14 protein-coding genes are annotated in these 17,888 nt (G+C 38.1%); 5 read left to right on the forward strand and 9 right to left on the reverse strand.

Translation table 11 applies throughout. The features are described from left to right. Positions 1-297 precede the first annotated feature (297 nt). Complete coding sequence (locus tag D1953_RS19445; RefSeq protein ID WP_119118806.1) at positions 298-1,161, reverse strand: nucleotidyltransferase-like protein; 864 nt, start codon at positions 1,159-1,161, stop codon at positions 298-300. A 246-nt stretch (positions 1,162-1,407) separates the two neighbouring features. On the opposite strand from D1953_RS19445, the gene D1953_RS19450 reads away from it, so the two are divergent. Beyond that, positions 1,408-1,755 (forward strand): YgzB family protein, encoded by a 348-nt coding sequence (locus D1953_RS19450; RefSeq protein ID WP_119118807.1) that lies wholly within the window; start codon positions 1,408-1,410, stop codon positions 1,753-1,755. Positions 1,756-1,790: 35 nt separating this feature from the next. Here D1953_RS19450 and perR read toward each other — a convergent pair whose 3' ends face one another. The 7 genes from perR to D1953_RS19485 all read right to left on the reverse strand — a co-directional run bounded on the left by perR (position 1,791) and on the right by D1953_RS19485 (position 7,253). After that, positions 1,791-2,234: a peroxide-responsive transcriptional repressor PerR gene (perR, locus tag D1953_RS19455; protein ID WP_119118808.1), complete on the reverse strand. Its 444-nt coding sequence runs from the start codon at positions 2,232-2,234 to the stop codon at positions 1,791-1,793. Between the two features lie 154 nt (positions 2,235-2,388). Further along, a complete protein-coding gene (locus D1953_RS19460) occupies positions 2,389-3,333 on the reverse strand; it encodes a D-2-hydroxyacid dehydrogenase (RefSeq protein WP_119118809.1) in 945 nt (314 codons plus the stop codon). Positions 3,334-3,517: 184 nt separating this feature from the next. Then, positions 3,518-3,988 (reverse strand): thioredoxin-dependent thiol peroxidase, encoded by a 471-nt coding sequence (gene bcp / locus D1953_RS19465; protein ID WP_119118810.1) that lies wholly within the window; start codon positions 3,986-3,988, stop codon positions 3,518-3,520. Positions 3,989-4,052: 64 nt separating this feature from the next. After that, positions 4,053-4,472 (reverse strand): potassium channel family protein, encoded by a 420-nt coding sequence (locus D1953_RS19470; protein ID WP_119118811.1) that lies wholly within the window; start codon positions 4,470-4,472, stop codon positions 4,053-4,055. Between the two features lie 150 nt (positions 4,473-4,622). Continuing rightward, the gene (locus tag D1953_RS19475) at positions 4,623-5,408 is read right to left on the reverse strand and encodes an ABC transporter permease (protein ID WP_119118812.1); all 786 of its coding nucleotides are present in this window, start codon (positions 5,406-5,408) and stop codon (positions 4,623-4,625) included. Positions 5,409-5,412: 4 nt separating this feature from the next. Continuing rightward, complete coding sequence (locus D1953_RS19480) at positions 5,413-6,204, reverse strand: ABC transporter permease (RefSeq protein ID WP_119118813.1); 792 nt, start codon at positions 6,202-6,204, stop codon at positions 5,413-5,415. Between the two features lie 41 nt (positions 6,205-6,245). Continuing rightward, positions 6,246-7,253 carry an ABC transporter ATP-binding protein gene (locus tag D1953_RS19485; protein ID WP_119118814.1) on the reverse strand — a complete coding sequence of 336 codons (1,008 nt, stop codon included), beginning with the start codon at positions 7,251-7,253 and terminating at the stop codon, positions 6,246-6,248. Between the two features lie 177 nt (positions 7,254-7,430). Between D1953_RS19485 and D1953_RS19490 the strand changes: the two genes are divergently transcribed. From D1953_RS19490 to D1953_RS19505, 4 genes are all read left to right on the forward strand, one after another. Next, on the forward strand, positions 7,431-8,726 hold the full coding sequence (locus tag D1953_RS19490) for a glutamate-1-semialdehyde 2,1-aminomutase (protein ID WP_119118815.1): 1,296 nt from the start codon (positions 7,431-7,433) through the stop codon (positions 8,724-8,726). Between the two features lie 317 nt (positions 8,727-9,043). Further along, positions 9,044-13,516 carry a glutamate synthase-related protein gene (locus D1953_RS19495; protein WP_119118816.1) on the forward strand — a complete coding sequence of 1,491 codons (4,473 nt, stop codon included), beginning with the start codon at positions 9,044-9,046 and terminating at the stop codon, positions 13,514-13,516. A 272-nt stretch (positions 13,517-13,788) separates the two neighbouring features. Then, positions 13,789-14,883, forward strand: coding sequence for an FUSC family protein (locus D1953_RS19500; protein ID WP_119118817.1), 1,095 nt, complete (start codon positions 13,789-13,791; stop codon positions 14,881-14,883). Positions 14,884-15,101: 218 nt separating this feature from the next. Further along, positions 15,102-16,001, forward strand: a complete 900-nt coding sequence (locus D1953_RS19505; RefSeq protein WP_119118818.1) for an EamA family transporter — start codon at positions 15,102-15,104, stop codon at positions 15,999-16,001. Positions 16,002-16,102: 101 nt separating this feature from the next. Here the strand turns inward: D1953_RS19505 and D1953_RS19510 are convergent, their stop codons facing one another. After that, on the reverse strand, positions 16,103-17,851 hold the full coding sequence (locus D1953_RS19510) for an ABC transporter ATP-binding protein (protein ID WP_119118819.1): 1,749 nt from the start codon (positions 17,849-17,851) through the stop codon (positions 16,103-16,105). Positions 17,852-17,888 lie beyond the last annotated feature (37 nt).

The raw sequence follows: 17,888 nt of genomic DNA on the forward strand, positions 1-17,888 counted from the left end.
GTCCTGAGCCAGGATCAAACTCTCCGATAGAATTTGAATTAGCTCTTTGCACTTTTTATAGTGTGTGCTCACTTTAAAAATTAACGTTGACGCTTTGTTTTGTTCAGTTTTCAAAGAGCAATTTAGCATCACTTATCTCTCAAGCAACTTTTATATCTTATCACATCAACTTCTTACTCGTCAATATGTTTTTTATTTTTTGATTTCCACTTCGAAACGTGATGTTTCTCAGCGACGTTTATTAATATATCACGCTCTTTGTTTAACGTCAATATCAAACATAATTTTTTAAAAAAATTATGTTTGATAATATCTATGAAAAACTCCCTGCCCTTTTGTTTCTACTTTAACGGATTGGATAACATGCTTTTCTATTAAGTATTGAACTAACACACTTAAGTCCACTGTATAGTATATAAGCTCCGGGTGATTCATTAATTCAGCAATCGTCCACGGTTCTTCTTTCGTTTCCATGATTTCAAGCAAGTGCTGTGAACCAATACTTATTCGAGAATGAATTAAAAATTCACTAGCTAAAAATAAAAGCTCTAATCTTTTTTGTAACGTTTCTTCACTGCTGACTAATTCTTTATACAATTTATAAATTTCTGGTTCGATAAGTTTTACTTGATTCCATACTGTTGCTTCTGGGTAAAATCCTTGTTCAATAACTTCTAAACGTGCTAAATGATGAAGGGAATGAACAATATGATTAAACGCGTCTAGAAAATGACCATTCTCAAACAATGCTCTTCCATCTGTATAACGACGGATTAACTTCGCAAATTCTAAACCTTTCTTTAATTTCCGACCATAAAAAGGAAACTCTCGGATTTCCGTTTTAAGTTGTTTTAAGTATTCATTACGATCAAACAATATCTTACCTTCTTGAATCCAATTCACAACTTTTCGATTCGTGCCTAAAAGAAGCCACTTTTTTAATTGCTCTTCCTGAACAATGTGAAGAGCAGCTTTTTTCTCTTTATACATATAGTGTTTAACAAATACTGAATCTTCTGCTTCATTTACAATTACAAATAGGATGTAATCAAATGTATCTGTAATCAAACTAGCGTCTTCACTTTTTTCAATTAATAAAATTCCAAGAGTGGATTGCAAACTAGCACGTTCTTGATAAATAGGGCGAAGGATATCCTCCATCTTCTCTTCCTCCAAAAGCTTTATTTAGGCACTATCATTAAATTTAAACGTGATTTTAGCTCACTTTGCACAAAGTGAGCCGCATCCGAAAAACTTAATTATAACAAAGCCATTTTTTAAATTTCTACAAAACTCTTTATAATCCTGCTAAATCCTAATATAGATATGATTTCTTTCTTGACCCAAAAAAATTTTCATTTTTTTCCATAAACCATCTGTGATATAGTTGTTTCAGGAGGGACTATCATGGCTAAATATTCTAGTAAAATCAATAAAATCAGAACATTTGCATTAAGTTTGATTTTCATCGGTTTCCTTGTTATGTACCTCGGTATTATCTTCAAATCACATCCGATTGTGATGACAATCTTTATGCTTCTCGGTCTTTTATGCATTATAGCAAGTACAGGTGTTTATCTTTGGATTGGAATGTTATCTACTAAAACAGTCCAAGTTCTTTGTCCAAGCTGCCAGAAGCCTACCAAAATTTTAGGACGAGTGGACATATGTATGCACTGCAATGAAGCACTCACACTAGACAAAAGCTTGGAAGGCAAGACATTCAACAAAAAATATAATCAAAGGCAGCTATAAAAGAAAAAAGTTCCAACCAAAAAGGTGGAACTTTTTTAATGCGCTTCTTTTTTCGAACAATCTGGACATTGTCCGTAAATTTCCATCCGGTGTTCATTTACTTTAAATCCTGTAACCTGAGCAGCAAAATGTTCAACTTCATCCAATGCAGGATAGTCAAAGTCCACAATCTTTCCACAACTTTGGCAAATAACATGATAATGATTCGTTGTCACAAAATCAAATCTTGCAGAAGAATCACCATAGGTTAGTTCTTTCACCAATCCCACTTCGCGAAATACTCTAAGATTGTTATAAACAGTAGCTACACTCATGTTCGGGAATTTCCCTTCCAACGCTTTATAAATATCATCTGCTGTTGGATGAGACATGGAGTTTATTAAATATTCCAGTATCGCATGTCTTTGAGGAGTTATTCTAACACCGGTATCTTTCAAGGAATTTAAAGCTTCTTTTAATTGAACTTCAGACACCGCCATACACCTCTTTTTCTAATTAAGTATAAATTATTAAATTATAATATTTATAAATAGTGTACCTGTTATCGACTTATTTTGTCAATATTTCTACCACTAAATATAGTCCATTATACGAGGATTCATCGTTTTTTATTAGTTTTTTATACAAAGCTTTTTAATATCCTCTGTTTATATCAATGACATTGATATATTTTTTACCATTTGATACATACTCTTGTAAATTTTTCTCGAATATCACGAAACAGCGCGGCAGATATTGATCACTTTGACTTGATAAATGGGGGGTTACTGTAACATTTTCCATATTCCAATAAGGATGATTCCGTGGAAGCGGCTCAGATTTAAACACGTCCAAAATAGCATGTGTAATTTCCTTTTTCTCTAACGCTTCAAGTAAAACGAATTCTTTAACGAGATCCCCCCGACCGATATTGATAAATACAGCACTGCTCTTCATTGCCTGAAAATGTTTCTTCGTTAAGATATACCGTGTCTCTTTCGTGCTCGGTAATACCGAAACGATGTAATCAGCTTGAGGTAAAACAGCTAGTAATTCCTCCATTTTATAAAGAATATCAATATACTCAACAATCTGACCGCTGCGATTAATCCCCATTGTTGTCATTCCAAACGCTTTAGCTAATCGAGCAATCTCTCCACCAATCGCTCCTGTACCAAGAATAAGCATTGATTTACCATGTAATTCTCCTGTTACGATACTGCGCTGCCAATTTTCATCACGCTCTTGCTGAATTAATTGTTTGAGTCTTTTTTCATATTGCAGCATCATTCCAAATGTATACTCCGCCATAGGAATTTTATGAATGCCTCTAGCATTGGTGACAAGAATTCCACGCTCTTCAATTGACTTAAAAGGCATTTTCTCCAAACCTGCGCTCATCACCATAATCCATTTAAGCTTCTTTGCTTTTTCAATATGCTCGTCGGTCAAGTCCTCTCCATATGTAATCAGCACTTCCGCTTCTGCCAAGCTTTTGTCGTTCCATACCTCTTCATATTTGAATGTTACATTAGGAAACGCTTGCTTAATATGCTGTTGAATTTCTTCTGATGGTGTAATGGTTGAGACAATAAGCATCTTGCTCATTCTCCTTTCACTCTTCTTATTCATTTATAGTCTTTTATACAATAAAAAACACGGGAACCTAAGTCCCGCGCAACAGTTTGTGAGGAGGTATTCCCTTACTACAAGCATATTCATCTACGCCTGTTTTGAATTGGACAAAAGCCTTTCCAACTGAAAATAGGCATACCTTCTCCGACTATTCACCTAAACTTCGAACATATTCAAGAGCTTCTTCTACATGCCCTTTTACTTTTACTTTCCGCCACTCTTTCACAAGTACCCCTTCTTTATCAATTAAGAAGGTAGAACGTTCAATTCCCATATATTCTTTACCAAAGTTTTTCTTTAGCTTCCATACTTCATAAAGCTCTGCTACCTCATGCTGGTCATCTGCTAATAAAATAAATGGGAGACCGTGTTTTTCGATAAATTTCACATGTCTATCCACCGGGTCCGGACTTACTCCAATAATTACGGCATTTAATTGTTCAAACTGCTCATGCTGGTCGCGAAAATCACACGCTTCTGTTGTACAGCCAGGTGTCATATCTTTCGGATAAAAATATAACACAACATGCTTACCTTTAAAATCTGCTAACGAAACCATTCCTCCACGATGATCACAAACGCGAAAATCAGGAGCTTTCTCACCAATACGAACTGTCATAATATGTACCTCCATCTTTCTTTCTCATCGTAATCGTACTCAAACATGATAAGAAAGACAACTTTCATTTATCCTTTCTATCAAAATGTTCCATCTCAATCACTGTCCGAATGACAAAAGCAGCTGGCAACGTATATCCGATAAATGCTTGAATCGTTGCAATAATCCGCCCTACCCCAATCGGGCTAATATCTCCATAACCAACTGAAAACATTGTCATCGCACTAAAGTAAAAAGCTGTTTTTAATTGCTCTGAAAAATTCCCATCTAATCGATTGCCCAAATCTAATATAACTGCATAATTTTGCAGCTCAAATAATAAATAAATGAGTGCAAAACCAACTAAAATTGTCGTATACAAATTGCCAAGCCATAATAAGTTTTCTACTGAAAATCGCTTTTGTTCTGAATCCGCTAAAAAAAGTGTTCGAATACTCATCGTCATACAAAAAACGACGCCAACGACCAATACATAAAACATCATAAGAAACGCCTCATTTCAAAAGCAACTCATACCCTATCTTTACTCTTTGTCCTAGCGATATATGCCCTTTATAAAGTGAACTTCATCTTGAAGGTCCTTTGATTCCTCCGAACGTCAAAACTCCCTCCAACATCAGTTGAAGGGAGTTGCTTAATTTCCTGCTCCACGATATTTTTTTATTCCTTGATTCCAAATCATCACTGACACCGTAAAAAAGACAAGCCCAACAACCGGTGTTAAAAACGAGAAAATGTACCACTCTTCCTTCCCTAGGAAGTATGAAGCAGGATATACGCCGACAAAAGCAAATGGCAGTACCCACGTAAGCATGAAACGAATTACTTTATTATAAATATCCACTGGATAACGACCATAGTTGCCGATATTATACATCATCGGCATAATCGATGTTTTAGAATCCGACCAAAAGCCAACACTTGCGATAACAATAAACACAGATGCATAAGCAAGTGCCCCTCCTATCGCAAATAGCACAAATAAAATCGGATCATACCAAGCAAGCTCAAGTCCTAAATTGGCCCCTGCATAAAAAATGATAATAAAACCCGTCACTAACCCAAACAACGATTCTAGCTCCATTCTCTCAATCACAACTTGAAATAAACTATGAATCGGCCGCGTCAAGATACGGTCCATTTCCCCCTTTACAATATATCGATCATTAAAATCCCATATATTAAAAAAGGCTGAAAATAACGCATATGGAATAAGGAAAAAGCCGTAAATAAAAATAATTTCATCTCTGTTCCATCCATTTAAAAACTGTGTGTGGCCAAAAACAACGAGAATAAACACTAAATTCACCGTCTGATTAAATAAATCAGATAAAATTTCCACAATGAAATCTGAGCGGTATTCCAATCTCGTCTTCATATATTGACTAACATATTGAAAAAAGATTCCTATATAAAACATTTCCTCAACCTCCTTGAATAATGAGCTGTTTTTTAGCTACTATCCATAAAAGTTGAATCGGGATCAGCAGAATAATTACCCAAATACATTGTTGACCTAACGCCATCAAAAGCTCACTATGACTAAAACCGTTTGTAAAAATCATACTCGGTATATAACTAATCCCTTGAAATGGTAAGTACTGCATTACACCTTGCGCCCACAATGGGAAAAAGCTAATCGGTAAAAGTAATCCGGAGAATAAATCCACTATTACTCTCTTAGCACGAATTAAACCGGTATTGTTATAGAAGAAAAAGGCCATAATTCCTGTTAATAAATTAATTTGAGTATTAATAATAAAGCTAAATAGCAGCGAAATGGCGAAGTACCCCCAAGTTGCTCCATTATACGGAATATGTACTTGGAAAAGAAGCGTGACGAGAAGCATTCCTGGTATCGAAAAAAAGAAAAAGCGGAAAATCCCCTCTCCTAATCCAGCCATCGTCTTCATTCCTAAATAATGATACGGTCGAAGCAGTTCAACGGCGACCTTGCCATCCTTAATCTCCATGGCAATTTCTCGGTCAATATTATTAAAATAAAACGCTCGCGCCATCCAAGCAATCGCCACATATGAAGTCATCTGCTCAATCGTTAATCCTTCAATGGATCCTTTATCTCCATAAATGGCACTCCATAAAAAATAATACGCTCCGATATTAATCGTATAAATTACTATTCCTGTGTAATAATTTAATCGGTACGCCAACATCATTAAGAAGCGCATCCGAATCATCTCGATGTATTTACTCACACTCTCTCCCCTTTCATCTGTTCTGTTCACTTTAGCAAAGGTCAGACAGTGCCTGTTTCATATATATTTCGCACAATTTCTTCAATAGATGTTTCATGAATTTTAACATCCTTAATAGGAAAAGAAGTAACGACGATCGAAATGAGCTGTGAAATATGATCACCCTCATCTTTAATAACAGCTAAATACGTATGATTTTTTTCATCATACTCCCATATAACCGGAAATGATAAAGGCAATGCTTCCAACTCTGCTTGTTGGACAGGCTTTACAAATTGAAAATGGACTTCCTTATCTTCTCCCCAGTTCTCTTTTAAGCTTTGCAATTCCCCATCATAAATAATTTCTCCACTATCAAGCATGACGACTCGTTCACAAAGCGCCTCAATATCTCCCAGATCATGAGTCGTTAATAAGATGGTCGTATTGTATTTTTCATTAATCTCTTTTAAAAATTCGCGGATTTTTAATTTAACAAGTACATCTAAACCAATCGTTGGCTCATCTAAAAATAAAAGGGGCGGGTTATGAATTAAAGCAGCAGCTAACTCACAGCGCATACGTTGTCCAAGCGAAAGCTTCCGAACCGGTTTATCAAGCAACGGCTCAATATCGAGCGTTTTAATTACATGATTCATATGTTCGTTATATTGCTCATCTGATACTTTATATACTTTTTTCAACAATCGAAACGATTCTTGTACAGCGATATCCCACCAAAGCTGTGAGCGTTGCCCAAACACAACCCCAATCGTCCGAGTGAACTTTTCACGCTCCCGATGCGGATTCATACCATTGACTACAATTTCTCCTGAGGTCGGAGTTAAGATGCCTGTTAACATTTTAATGGTTGTCGATTTGCCCGCTCCATTTTCTCCGATATAAGCGACCATTTCTCCTTGTTTCACTGTAAATGAAATATCATTGACCGCAGGCACAATTTTATAATTTCTTGTTAATAAGTCACGAAAAGCTCCTTTCAACCCAGAGCGGCTTGAATACGATTTAAACTCTTTCCGCAACCCCTTCACTTCAATTGCATTACTCATTCCGTAGTCCTCCAATAAAATTCCTGTCTAATCACTTAGTTTATCCAATGACGTTTCTATAAACAATAGAAACGTTTAAATTGTCGCACACAATATCCCGGCCTTCATGTTTTTTACAGCAAAAAGTGCTATGATGGTGTATGAATATTTGTAAGTTTATTTAGGAGGCTTTTCATAATGAAATTCACTAATTCTGAGCGTTTACATAAAGAGGCTCTCGAACATATTGTCGGTGGTGTAAATAGCCCTTCCCGTTCATATAAAGCAGTCGGCGGCGGTTCACCTGTTGTCATGGAACGTGGACAAGGCGCTTATTTTTGGGATGTCGACGGAAACAAATACATTGATTATCTAGCAGCCTACGGTCCAATCATCACGGGGCATGCTCATCCTCATATTACAAAAGCTATTACATATGCAGCCGAAACAGGTGTCTTATATGGAACACCAACAAAACATGAAATTACATTCGCGAAAATGCTCAAAGAAGCCATGCCAAATCTAGAAAAAGTTCGTTTTACAAACTCAGGCACAGAAGCCGTTATGACAACCATTCGTGTTGCCCGTGCTTATACAGGCCGCGATAAAATTATCAAGTTCGCTGGCTGCTATCACGGACATTTCGATCTTGTACTCGTTGCAGCTGGGTCCGGTCCTTCCACACTCGGTACACCTGACTCTGCTGGTGTAACAAACAGCAGTGCTCAAGAAGTGATTACCGTCCCATTTAATGATATTGAACCATTTAAAGCAGCTCTGCAAAAATGGGGTCCTGAAGTAGCTGGCGTACTCGTTGAACCGATTGTCGGCAACTTTGGAATCGTGGAACCTAACAAAGGGTTTCTTGAAGAAGTGATTCAGTTATCACATGAAGCTGGTGCTGTCGTTATTTTTGATGAAGTCATTACCGCATTTCGTTTTATGTACGGAGGCGCTCAAGATTTACTAGGAGTTCAACCAGATTTAACCGCCCTTGGAAAAATTATTGGCGGCGGACTGCCTATCGGTGCATACGGTGGAAAAAAAGAAATTATGGACACAGTTGCTCCACTCGGCCCAGCTTATCAAGCTGGAACAATGGCAGGAAATCCAGCTTCTATGTTATCGGGCATCGCTTGTTTAGAAGTCTTACAGGAAAAAGGTCTTTATGAAGAACTTGATCGTTTAGGAAAAATATTAGAGGATGGCATTTTACAATTAGCAGAACAATATCATGTTCCCATTACGATTAACCGTCTTAAAGGGGCCTTAACGATTTATTTCACAACGGAAAAAGTTGAAAATTACGAGCAAGCAGAAAACACAGACGGAGAAATGTTCGGTAAATTTTTCAAATTGATGCTCCAACAAGGAATCAATCTAGCTCCATCTAAATACGAAGCTTGGTTCTTAACAACTGCTCATACAGAAGAAGATATTACGTATACATTAAAAGCTGTAGAGCACGCTTTCAAACATTTAATGACTAAGTAAGGAAGAAAAACTCCTCGAAAACAGCATGCCTGATTTCGAGGAGTTTTTTGCTCTTCTCCGCTGTTCTATAATCGTTCTAAAAAAAAGATTAGACCTCCTCAATCAATCTACCGTACATTTAAGCGCGATTGATTTCTGAATATTTAGATGATATCATTAACTTATATTCCCATTTTTTAATCCTTTATCTTATCATTCCATTTATTAAAAAGTTAAATACTTTATTTACTTTTCATATGAGTTTTCTTGCACTATTACAAGTTTTGTAGGAGGTGAAAGGCAGTTAATAAGGTGGATCCTTATTACGAGCCGAACAAATGACTCAACAATGGAACCCAGCTACTTTTAAAAAGTTTTATAAAGAAGAACATGATGCTTGCGGCATCGTTGCTTGTATTGAAAAAAAAAGAGTGCCCACAAATAAAAATATTTTCGCTTGTATTCATGCATTAGTGAAAATGAATCATCGCGCCGGATTTATTAACGGAGAAGGCGACGGTGTCGGGATTCATATTGATATTCCAAGAGCTCTTTGGAAAAAGAAATTAGCAGCAAAAAATATAGATCCTACCCTTGTTGACAGCAACCAATTTATTGTTGGCCACTTATTTTTAAGCAAAAAAGAAAATACTGACAAACTAAAAACAGAAGTTAAAGAAAAGCTCCTTCAGCATGGCCTATCATTAGTGTTCGAAACAGATCAAGCCTATAATCAAGACGCATTAGGCCCAATTGCCATTCAAGAAAATCCTATCTTTTGGCAGTTCGCCTGTACCGCAAACACGAAACAACAGTCTGAACTATCCAGCATCCTATTCGAGCTCATTCTCACAATTGAACAAAATCATCATATTCACGTCGCTTCTCTTAGCCAATATCATGCGGTATACAAAGTGATGGGCGCCGGTGATATTCTACCTAAATACTACCCAGATCTTGCAGATCCCGTAACAGCTTCAACGATGACATTAGGTCATAACCGTTTTTCAACTAATACATTATCCAGCTTCTTCCGCGTGCAGCCCTTTAGTGTGCTCGGTCATAACGGAGAAATTAATACGATCGCTAAACTGCGTGATGAAGCAAGAATGATAAATACCCCTCTCGCCAAGGACGGAAGTGATTCCCAAGATTTAAACCGAACAATTGAAACGTTTATTTATCGCCATAACTTCTCGTTATTCGAAGCCATAGATTTAGTCTTCCCGCCTATTATTAATGAAATAAAAGTCTATCCTGCTCATCTTCAAAATCTATATACGTATTTAAGAGAAGCTTGGGGACATTTCGCCCAAGGTCCTGCGGCCATCATTTCTCGTTTCGGTGACGAAGCCGTATTCTCTGTTGATTCATTAGGCTTACGTCCTCTTTGGCAGCTTGAAATAGAATCATCCTATCTATTTTCTTCAGAACCAGGTATCATTTCTTCTTCTGAGTACACTGGTGACCCAAAACCGCTTGGTCCAGGAGAAAAAGTCGGCTTAAAATGGGAAAAGGATTCTATTAAACTGTATAACTATAAAGCTTTTCAAGAAGAAATTTATGAACGATTTAAAAAACGATTTACTTTAGCTAATGATAGCGTGCGTCTTCAAACACCAGCTTTCAAAAAAGTGGTGACAACAACACAGCCTGAAGCCATTCATAATGGCCAGTACAAAGCATTTGGTTGGGAAAGAGAACATATTCAATTAGTCGAACAAATGGCTGAAAAAGGAGTCGAGCCGATTCGTTCCTTAGGGCATGACGCACCGCTCGCAGCTCTTAATTCACAGCGGACCAATATCGCAGACTTCATTAAAGAAAGCGTAGCCGTTGTGACAAATCCAGCGATTGACCGTGACCGGGAAACAGAACATTTTTCTACACGAACCATTATCGGCAAACGTCCGACACTGTTCGCTGCTGAACAAGCTGGAAAAGTAACGGAATTATTAACACCGTTATTAATAGAAGGACAGCTCGGCTATGACTGTTCAAGCCTTATTCAACAGCCTAGCTATGATCAACTCGTTCACTATTATGAAACAGAAAAGCAGACGGCCTTTATTTCTACGACATTTACTAAAACAGAAAGTATTCCGGACGCACTAACTAGAATTACAGATGAAGCAGTGGCCGCTGTTAATGCAGGCAAAACCTTGCTTATTCTTGATGATCAAGAAGCTCACCAAAACGGCAAACTGTGGCTTGATCCGCATTTAGTTACATCAGCTGTCGATCAAACGTTAGTCCAAACAGGCAAACGACGCGACTGTTCTATCTTGTTACGTTCTGCTGCACTTCGGTCCCTGCACGATATTATTCTTGCTTACGGTCTTGGAGCCAATTTAATTAGTCCTTATTACATGTTCTTCTCCCTCTCTACGGAAGAAGCTACACCTTCTGTTAACTTATATCAAGCTTTAACAAAAGGACTAGAAAAAGTCATTTCGACCATTGGGATTCATGAGCTGCGTGGATATGGACGCTTGTTCTCAAGTATCGGCCTGCATGAGGAAATTGTTCAACATTTAAAAATTGTCAACTTTTTCGGTTCCCATGAATTAAGCTATAATTTCGATGCACTCAAAGCAGATGCCATTCAACGTGCAGCAGATTATCAAAATGAAAAAGAACGTATCGGCAAAACCTTCCACCTGTTTCCACGAATTTGGAAATCAATTGGTGAAATGGCTACAACCGGAGAGTACGATGCCTATCGGGAAAAAATTTCTGAACAAGAAGAAAACAATCCAACAGCGATAAGACACTTAACATCTTTTAAGACAACAAATACATCGCTTTCTGCCGAAGACGTGAACATTTCAATAAAGGATCATGATCTGCCATTCGTTATTGCTTCCATGTCATTTGGGTCGCAAAATGAAACAGCTTTCCGCGCTTATGCAGAAGCAGCCAATAGACTGAACATGATTAGTATGAATGGAGAAGGCGGAGAAATTAAAGATATGCTCGGTAAATATCCGAAAACTCGCGGACAGCAAATCGCATCCGGCCGTTTCGGTGTCAATGCAGAGCTCCTTAACTCTTCTAACCTATTAGAGATTAAGATTGGGCAAGGTGCAAAGCCTGGTGAGGGCGGCCACCTTCCAGGTTCCAAAGTAACAGCCAAAATTGCGGAAGCACGAAATGCAACGATTGGCTCTGACTTAATCTCACCATCTAATAATCATGACATCTATTCGATTGAAGATTTAGCGCAAATGATTCATGAGCTAAAAACAGCGAATGATAAAGCAAAAGTAGCCGTTAAAGTGCCTGTCGTTCCCAATATCGGCACTATTGCTGTCGGCATCGCAAAAGCAGGAGCGGATATTATTACACTTTCTGGTTTTGATGGCGGTACAGGAGCCGCTCGGATTCATGCACTAGAGCATGTAGGGCTTCCTGTTGAAATTGGAGTAAAAGCTGCTCACAATGCTCTTCTTGAAGCGGGACTTCGTCAACATGTTGAAATTTGGGCAGATGGCGGGTTAAAAAGTGCCGCTGACATTTTAAAAGTAATGCTGCTTGGTGCCAATCGTGTCGGCTTCGGTACATTATCAATGATTGCTGTAGGCTGTACAACATGCCGCGGCTGCCATTTGGATACATGTCATGTTGGCATTGCGACACAGATTGAATCAGAAGCCCAAGCAAAAGAACATGGTTTACGACGTTTTGTGCCGCGTAAATTCGATTTAGCCGTTCTCGGTTTAACGAATATGTTTACCGCCTTCGGAAAAGAGCTAAAGGCATTAACTGCTTCTCTCGGTGCGAGAAACCTTCAAGATATTGTCGGTCGCTCCGATTTATTAGAACAAGTAAAAGGATTTGATGCACTAAATTTAACATACTTGTTAAAAACATTAGATATTGAACCATTTTCTAATATAGAAACGAATTCTTACTTAAATGAAAGTGCCGTGCAGGTAGCCGTAGGAGCAGAATATTTAGATGCACAAGTGGAAGATTTACAACAATCTCGTTCGTACAGCTCCATCACATCTGAGCAGCGTGTGCTTGGAAGTCGAGTATCTTGTCACCGTGTTCGCAATCGACTAGATGGCTCCTACAAACAGCTCCCTCCTGTTCAGTTGTCTTATCAGGATGGATCGATTCCAGGAAACGGTTTAGGCGCTTATAATAGTGAAGGCATCTCGATTAAAGTGAACGGCGGCGCACAAGATGGTATTGGTAAAACCGCAATTGGAGGAAATATTTTCATCTTCAAATCGCAAGGGAAAGACGGCAACTTCTACAACGGCTCTGTTGGGAAAGGCTTCGGGTATGGCGCACAGCATGGATTGCTCATCGCCCAAGGTGACGCAGATGCACGCGCAGGTATTCGTCTATCTGGTGCTGATATAATTATTGGCGGTCAATTAAAACAGCCAATCCCAGATAATGAGCAAGGAAATATCGCGGTCTCTGCCAATATTAAAGGTTTTGCTTTTGAATATATGACAAATGGTCGGGGATTAGTGTTAGGAGATCCGGGCCCATGGATTTGTGCCGGTATGACAGGTGGTGTCATTTATTTACGCCATCAACCAGAAGCTGGCTTAACAAAAGAGACTCTTAAACGGCGAATTGCCAAAGGAGCAAAGGTTTCCATCGATTCTTTAAATGACGAAGGCGTGAAAGATATCGAGGAACTGCTAGGCAATTATGTGACCTTATTAAACGAACAAGGTCAACGAGAGGAAGCTGCCTCCCTTGAAGCACTACTCCAAGAGCCGAAGAGGCATTTCATTCAAGTTGTACCAGTCAAAGAACAAGCGGACCCATCTGTGTCCACCGAGTAATCTAAATAAACAAAAATCCCCAATCCTCTTCGGTGCCTGAAGCGGATTGGGGATTTTATACTGCCTTATCTTTGAACGAAATCCAAAGCTGGTTTCCTAATTATAGGAGCCAGTTTTTTTATTCGTAATCAAACATATACTAATTGTAACAATAATTAAAATATTGATTTACCTATTGAAACTATGAGATAAACCTTGTATATTACAGTTGTTTACTTCGTTGCTAATTAGCAAAATGTTACAAACTATAAACTTTGAAAGGATTTAAATATATGAAGTTAGGCGCCCGCATTCTTAAGACGGGAATAGCAATTGTTTTAGCACTTTACTTATCGGAACTGCTAAACGTTCCTGCCCCGGTGCTTTCTGGAATCGCCGCAATCTTTGCGATTCAGCCGACGATTTATCGGTCTTATCAATCCGTCTTAGAACAGATTCAAGGAAATCTGATTGGTGCGATTGTAGCCATTGCTTTCGTTTTACTATTTGGAAATGATATTTTCATTATTGGTTTAGCTGTTATGATTGTTATTACAATTAATATTCAGTTAAAAATGGAGAATACGATTATCCTTTCCATCGTGACAGTCATTGCGATTATGGAAACACAGGGTGGAGAATTTCTTGAATTTGCCTTTATTCGTTGTGCTTCTGTTTTACTCGGAATTCTCTCATCCTTTGTCGTCAATCTTGTGTTCTTGCCACCTAAGTATGAAACAAAACTATATAACGGAATTACAGAAGCAACTGAAGATACATTAAAATGGATCAGAGTCAGCACAAGGCACGCTTCCGATCAAATGCTTCTTAAGAAGGATATCCATCGTTTAAAAGAAGATTTATTAAAAATTGAACAAACTTATTCGATGTTCAAAGAAGAAAGAGAATATTTCAAAAGAAATAATCTCGCCAAATCAAGAAAATTAGTCGTCTATCGACAAATGCTGATCACCACTAAAAAAGCATTTGAAACATTAAAACGAATTCATAAGTTTGAAAATGAAATTAATCATTTACCTGAGGATTTCCAACGTAAACTTTTACAACATCTTGATTATTTAAGCCACATGCACGAACAGCTTCTCCTCCAACATATTGAAAAAATTAAATCAATTAGTCATCTTGAAGAATGGAGCGGTGAAGATTATTTAAGTCAACAAGAATTACTCACACTCTTTTTTGAACAACATTATAAACTAGATGCCATACATGATGGCCAGGAACATGTATCAACAAGAATTGTTCCTTTAATCTCAGCCATTATGGAATATGGCGAACAGCTCGATCATTTAGAAAAACTCATCGTCAGCTTCCAATCTTTTCATAAAGGAGTCAACGAAGTCTCTGTTGAGGAAGAGGCTGATTAATAACTAAAGGCTGGCCTGAATCAGCCTCTAGTATTTAATAAACCTGCTTAAAAAATAATTTGACTTTTTGTAAGCAGGTCATTAATCTTAATTATATAACTCTAGTTAAACTTGGCTCTTAGCTGAGAGACGAAATTTTAAAAGGTTTCCTTTTTTCGTTCGTCACTTGTCGATTACGACAAGTGACGTTTTTTATTTTTACAAAGGAGTGTTAGTTCATGCAACTGTTAAAATATTCAATTATGATGTTAATTGGAGCCATTTGTTACGGAACATTATCATCCTTAATTAAAATTGGTTATTCCAACGGCTTTAATCCAGGAGAACTAGTCGGTTCACAATATGTAATCGGATGGGTTATTATCGCAATCGTTTTTCTTTTTTCAGGTTCTTATCGCGTTTCTTGGAAGCACACTGGATTATTGTTATTAACAGGAATGTTAGCTGCTTTGGTCGGTAAAACATACGCTGTTTCAGTACAAGAGCTTCCTGCCTCTATCGCTGTTGTCTTTCTCTTTCAATGCATTTGGATGGGAACTGTTATTGAATGTTTATTAGCTAGAAAATGGCCAGGTAAAAATAGAATGATAGCGATTGGTCTAGTTTTTGTCGGCACATTATTAACTGGAGCTATTTTCGGCCAACCCTTTTCTGCCCTAAGCATAAAAGGTGTTTTATTCGGGTTGCTTTCCGCCCTTATTTTTTCAATCTATATGTTCTGTAATGCTCGTTTTGCGACAAAAGTTAAGACAACTTCTAGATTATTTTATATTGGTACAGGAGGTATGCTAGCCGCTGCTGTCACAGCTAATCCTGTTCAATTAGTCACACGAATCATCACAACGGACTTATGGCAAATCGGCATCTTACTCGGCCTGCTTGGAGTCGCCATTCCATTCTTCCTCTTTGCCATCGCCTTGCCGAAAGTAGGCGTTGGATTAGGTGCGATTCTTTCTGCTGCGGAGCTGCCATCTGCCATGGTTACAGCTGTTCTTTTATTAGGAGAATATGTTTCTCCCCAGCAGTGGTTTGGGATCAGCTTAATTGTTGTTGGAATGCTTTTACCTGATATACAGCACTATATCAAGAAATCAAGAAACACCATGAAAATAGCGTAAAAAAAGGGTGCCGCCGAAGCGCAGCACCCTTTTTTATAAAGATAGGTTCTTGTTAAATAACGTGTTGATGTTTCAGCTTATTTAGACCAAAATCGGCTTTCTTATGCATCCAGCTGTTGAACTTGAAAAAGCTGATAATAATGACCCTGTTTTTTCATCAATTCATCATGTGTACCAACTTCGACAATTTCGCCATGTTCAATCAATACAATTCGATCGGCATGAGTAATCGTCGATAAACGATGAGCAACAATGAAAGTCGTTCGATCATGCGCCAATTTATCAAGCGCTTCTTGAATATAATGTTCACTTTCTAAATCCAGGGCCGAAGTCGCCTCATCCAGCACTAAAATCGGCGGGTTTTTTAAAAATACACGAGCGATCGCCACGCGTTGCCTTTGTCCGCCAGATAGCTTGATTCCTCGTTCTCCTACCTTCGTATCGTATCCGTCAGTTAAATTCATAATAAAATCATGCGCATTTGCAGCCTTTGCTGCGGCAATAACCTCATCATCTGTCGCCTCTGGATTTCCCATCAAAATATTCGCCTTTACCGATTCGCTAAACAAAATATTATCTTGAAGGACCATCCCGATTTTATCTCGAAGACTACGAACTTTTAAATCACGAATATCCTTCCCGTCTAGTAAAATCCGCCCTTCTGTAACATCATAAAATCGTGGAATTAAACTAACTAACGAGGACTTTCCGCCTCCGCTCATCCCAACGAGTGCAATAGTTTCTCCTTGATTCACCTCTAAGTGAATCCGCTTTAAAGTCCGCTCTTCTGTTTCATCATAGGCAAAAGAAACATTTTCAAATGTAATATTCCCTGCCACCTTCTCTAACTCTACAGCTCCCGGCTTATCCGTAATATCATATTTTTCATCCACAAATTCAAACATACGATCCATAGACGCTAATGTTTGGGTTAAAGTTGTCGAAGAGTTAACTAAACGACGAAGTGGATTATACAAACGATCAATAAATCCAATAAAAGCAACCATCTCTCCTAGTGATAGTCCTCCGTGAATCACTTGATACCCTGCATATCCAATGACAACAAGCGGAGCTAGATCCGTAATCGTATTGACAACAGCAAACGATTTAGCATTCCAGCTCGTATGCTGTAATGCTTTTTCAAGAAAGTTCTTATTTTGTTGATTAAACTGTTCTTGCTCGTACTCCTCTCTAGCAAAGCTCTTAATCACCGACATCCCTTGTACCCGTTCCTGTAAATGGCTCTGCACATCGGCGAGTGCCTGCGAACGGTTTCTCGTTAATGCTCGAAGCTTGCCAATAAAATGCTTAACCGAAAAGATATAAAACGGCAAAAGCAGTAACGAAACAATCGTTAGAGGCACATCCATCGAAAACATAATCACAATTGCAATGACAATGGTAGCAAGGTCAAGCCACAAATTCATTAAGCCTGTAATAATAAAATTCTTTGTCTGCTCTACATCTGTGATAACCCTTGAAACGACTTCACCAGCCCGATGATTCGCATAATACTTGAAGCTCAGCTTTTGAATATGAGTAAACAATTGATTGCGAATATCAAATAAAATTTTAGATCCTGTCCATTGCGCAAAATATTGGCGGAAATATTCAATCGGCGGTCGGAGTACAATGAAGACAAAGGCCATAATCGCCATAACCCAAAATAGTCGTTCTGTTTTTGTATCAGTCGATATTGTATGATTAGCCACAATGTCATCAATTACATACTTTGTAAGCAAGGGAAGAAGCAGTGGTATAGTAAATTTTAATAAGCCAATAATAATTGTTGCGAAAATAATCCATTTATACGGCTTTACAAATTGCAAATATCTCTTTACGCTGTCCACATGATTTCTCCTTATTATTTAAGTCTTTACAATACGT

Origin of the sequence: Peribacillus asahii (assembly GCF_003570725.1) — a bacterium.
GTDB lineage: Bacteria > Bacillota > Bacilli > Bacillales > DSM-1321 > Peribacillus > Peribacillus asahii.

Excerpts from the sequence above, each read along its gene's own strand:
- D1953_RS19490 (WP_119118815.1), top strand. The coding sequence starts at position 7,431 with ATGAAATTCACTAATTCTGAGCGTTTACATAAAGAGGCTCTCGAACAT.
- D1953_RS19495 (WP_119118816.1), top strand. The coding sequence starts at position 9,044 with ATGACTCAACAATGGAACCCAGCTACTTTTAAAAAGTTTTATAAAGAA.
- bcp (WP_119118810.1), bottom strand. The coding sequence starts at position 3,988 with ATGACAGTTCGTATTGGTGAGAAAGCTCCTGATTTTCGCGTTTGTGAT.
- D1953_RS19460 (WP_119118809.1), bottom strand. The coding sequence starts at position 3,333 with ATGCTTATTGTCTCAACCATTACACCATCAGAAGAAATTCAACAGCAT.
- D1953_RS19505 (WP_119118818.1), top strand. The coding sequence starts at position 15,102 with ATGCAACTGTTAAAATATTCAATTATGATGTTAATTGGAGCCATTTGT.
- D1953_RS19485 (WP_119118814.1), bottom strand. The coding sequence starts at position 7,253 with ATGAGTAATGCAATTGAAGTGAAGGGGTTGCGGAAAGAGTTTAAATCG.
- D1953_RS19450 (WP_119118807.1), top strand. The coding sequence starts at position 1,408 with ATGGCTAAATATTCTAGTAAAATCAATAAAATCAGAACATTTGCATTA.
- D1953_RS19475 (WP_119118812.1), bottom strand. The coding sequence starts at position 5,408 with ATGTTTTATATAGGAATCTTTTTTCAATATGTTAGTCAATATATGAAG.
- D1953_RS19445 (WP_119118806.1), bottom strand. The coding sequence starts at position 1,161 with ATGGAGGATATCCTTCGCCCTATTTATCAAGAACGTGCTAGTTTGCAA.
- D1953_RS19470 (WP_119118811.1), bottom strand. The coding sequence starts at position 4,472 with ATGATGTTTTATGTATTGGTCGTTGGCGTCGTTTTTTGTATGACGATG.
- perR (WP_119118808.1), bottom strand. The coding sequence starts at position 2,234 with ATGGCGGTGTCTGAAGTTCAATTAAAAGAAGCTTTAAATTCCTTGAAA.
- D1953_RS19500 (WP_119118817.1), top strand. The coding sequence starts at position 13,789 with ATGAAGTTAGGCGCCCGCATTCTTAAGACGGGAATAGCAATTGTTTTA.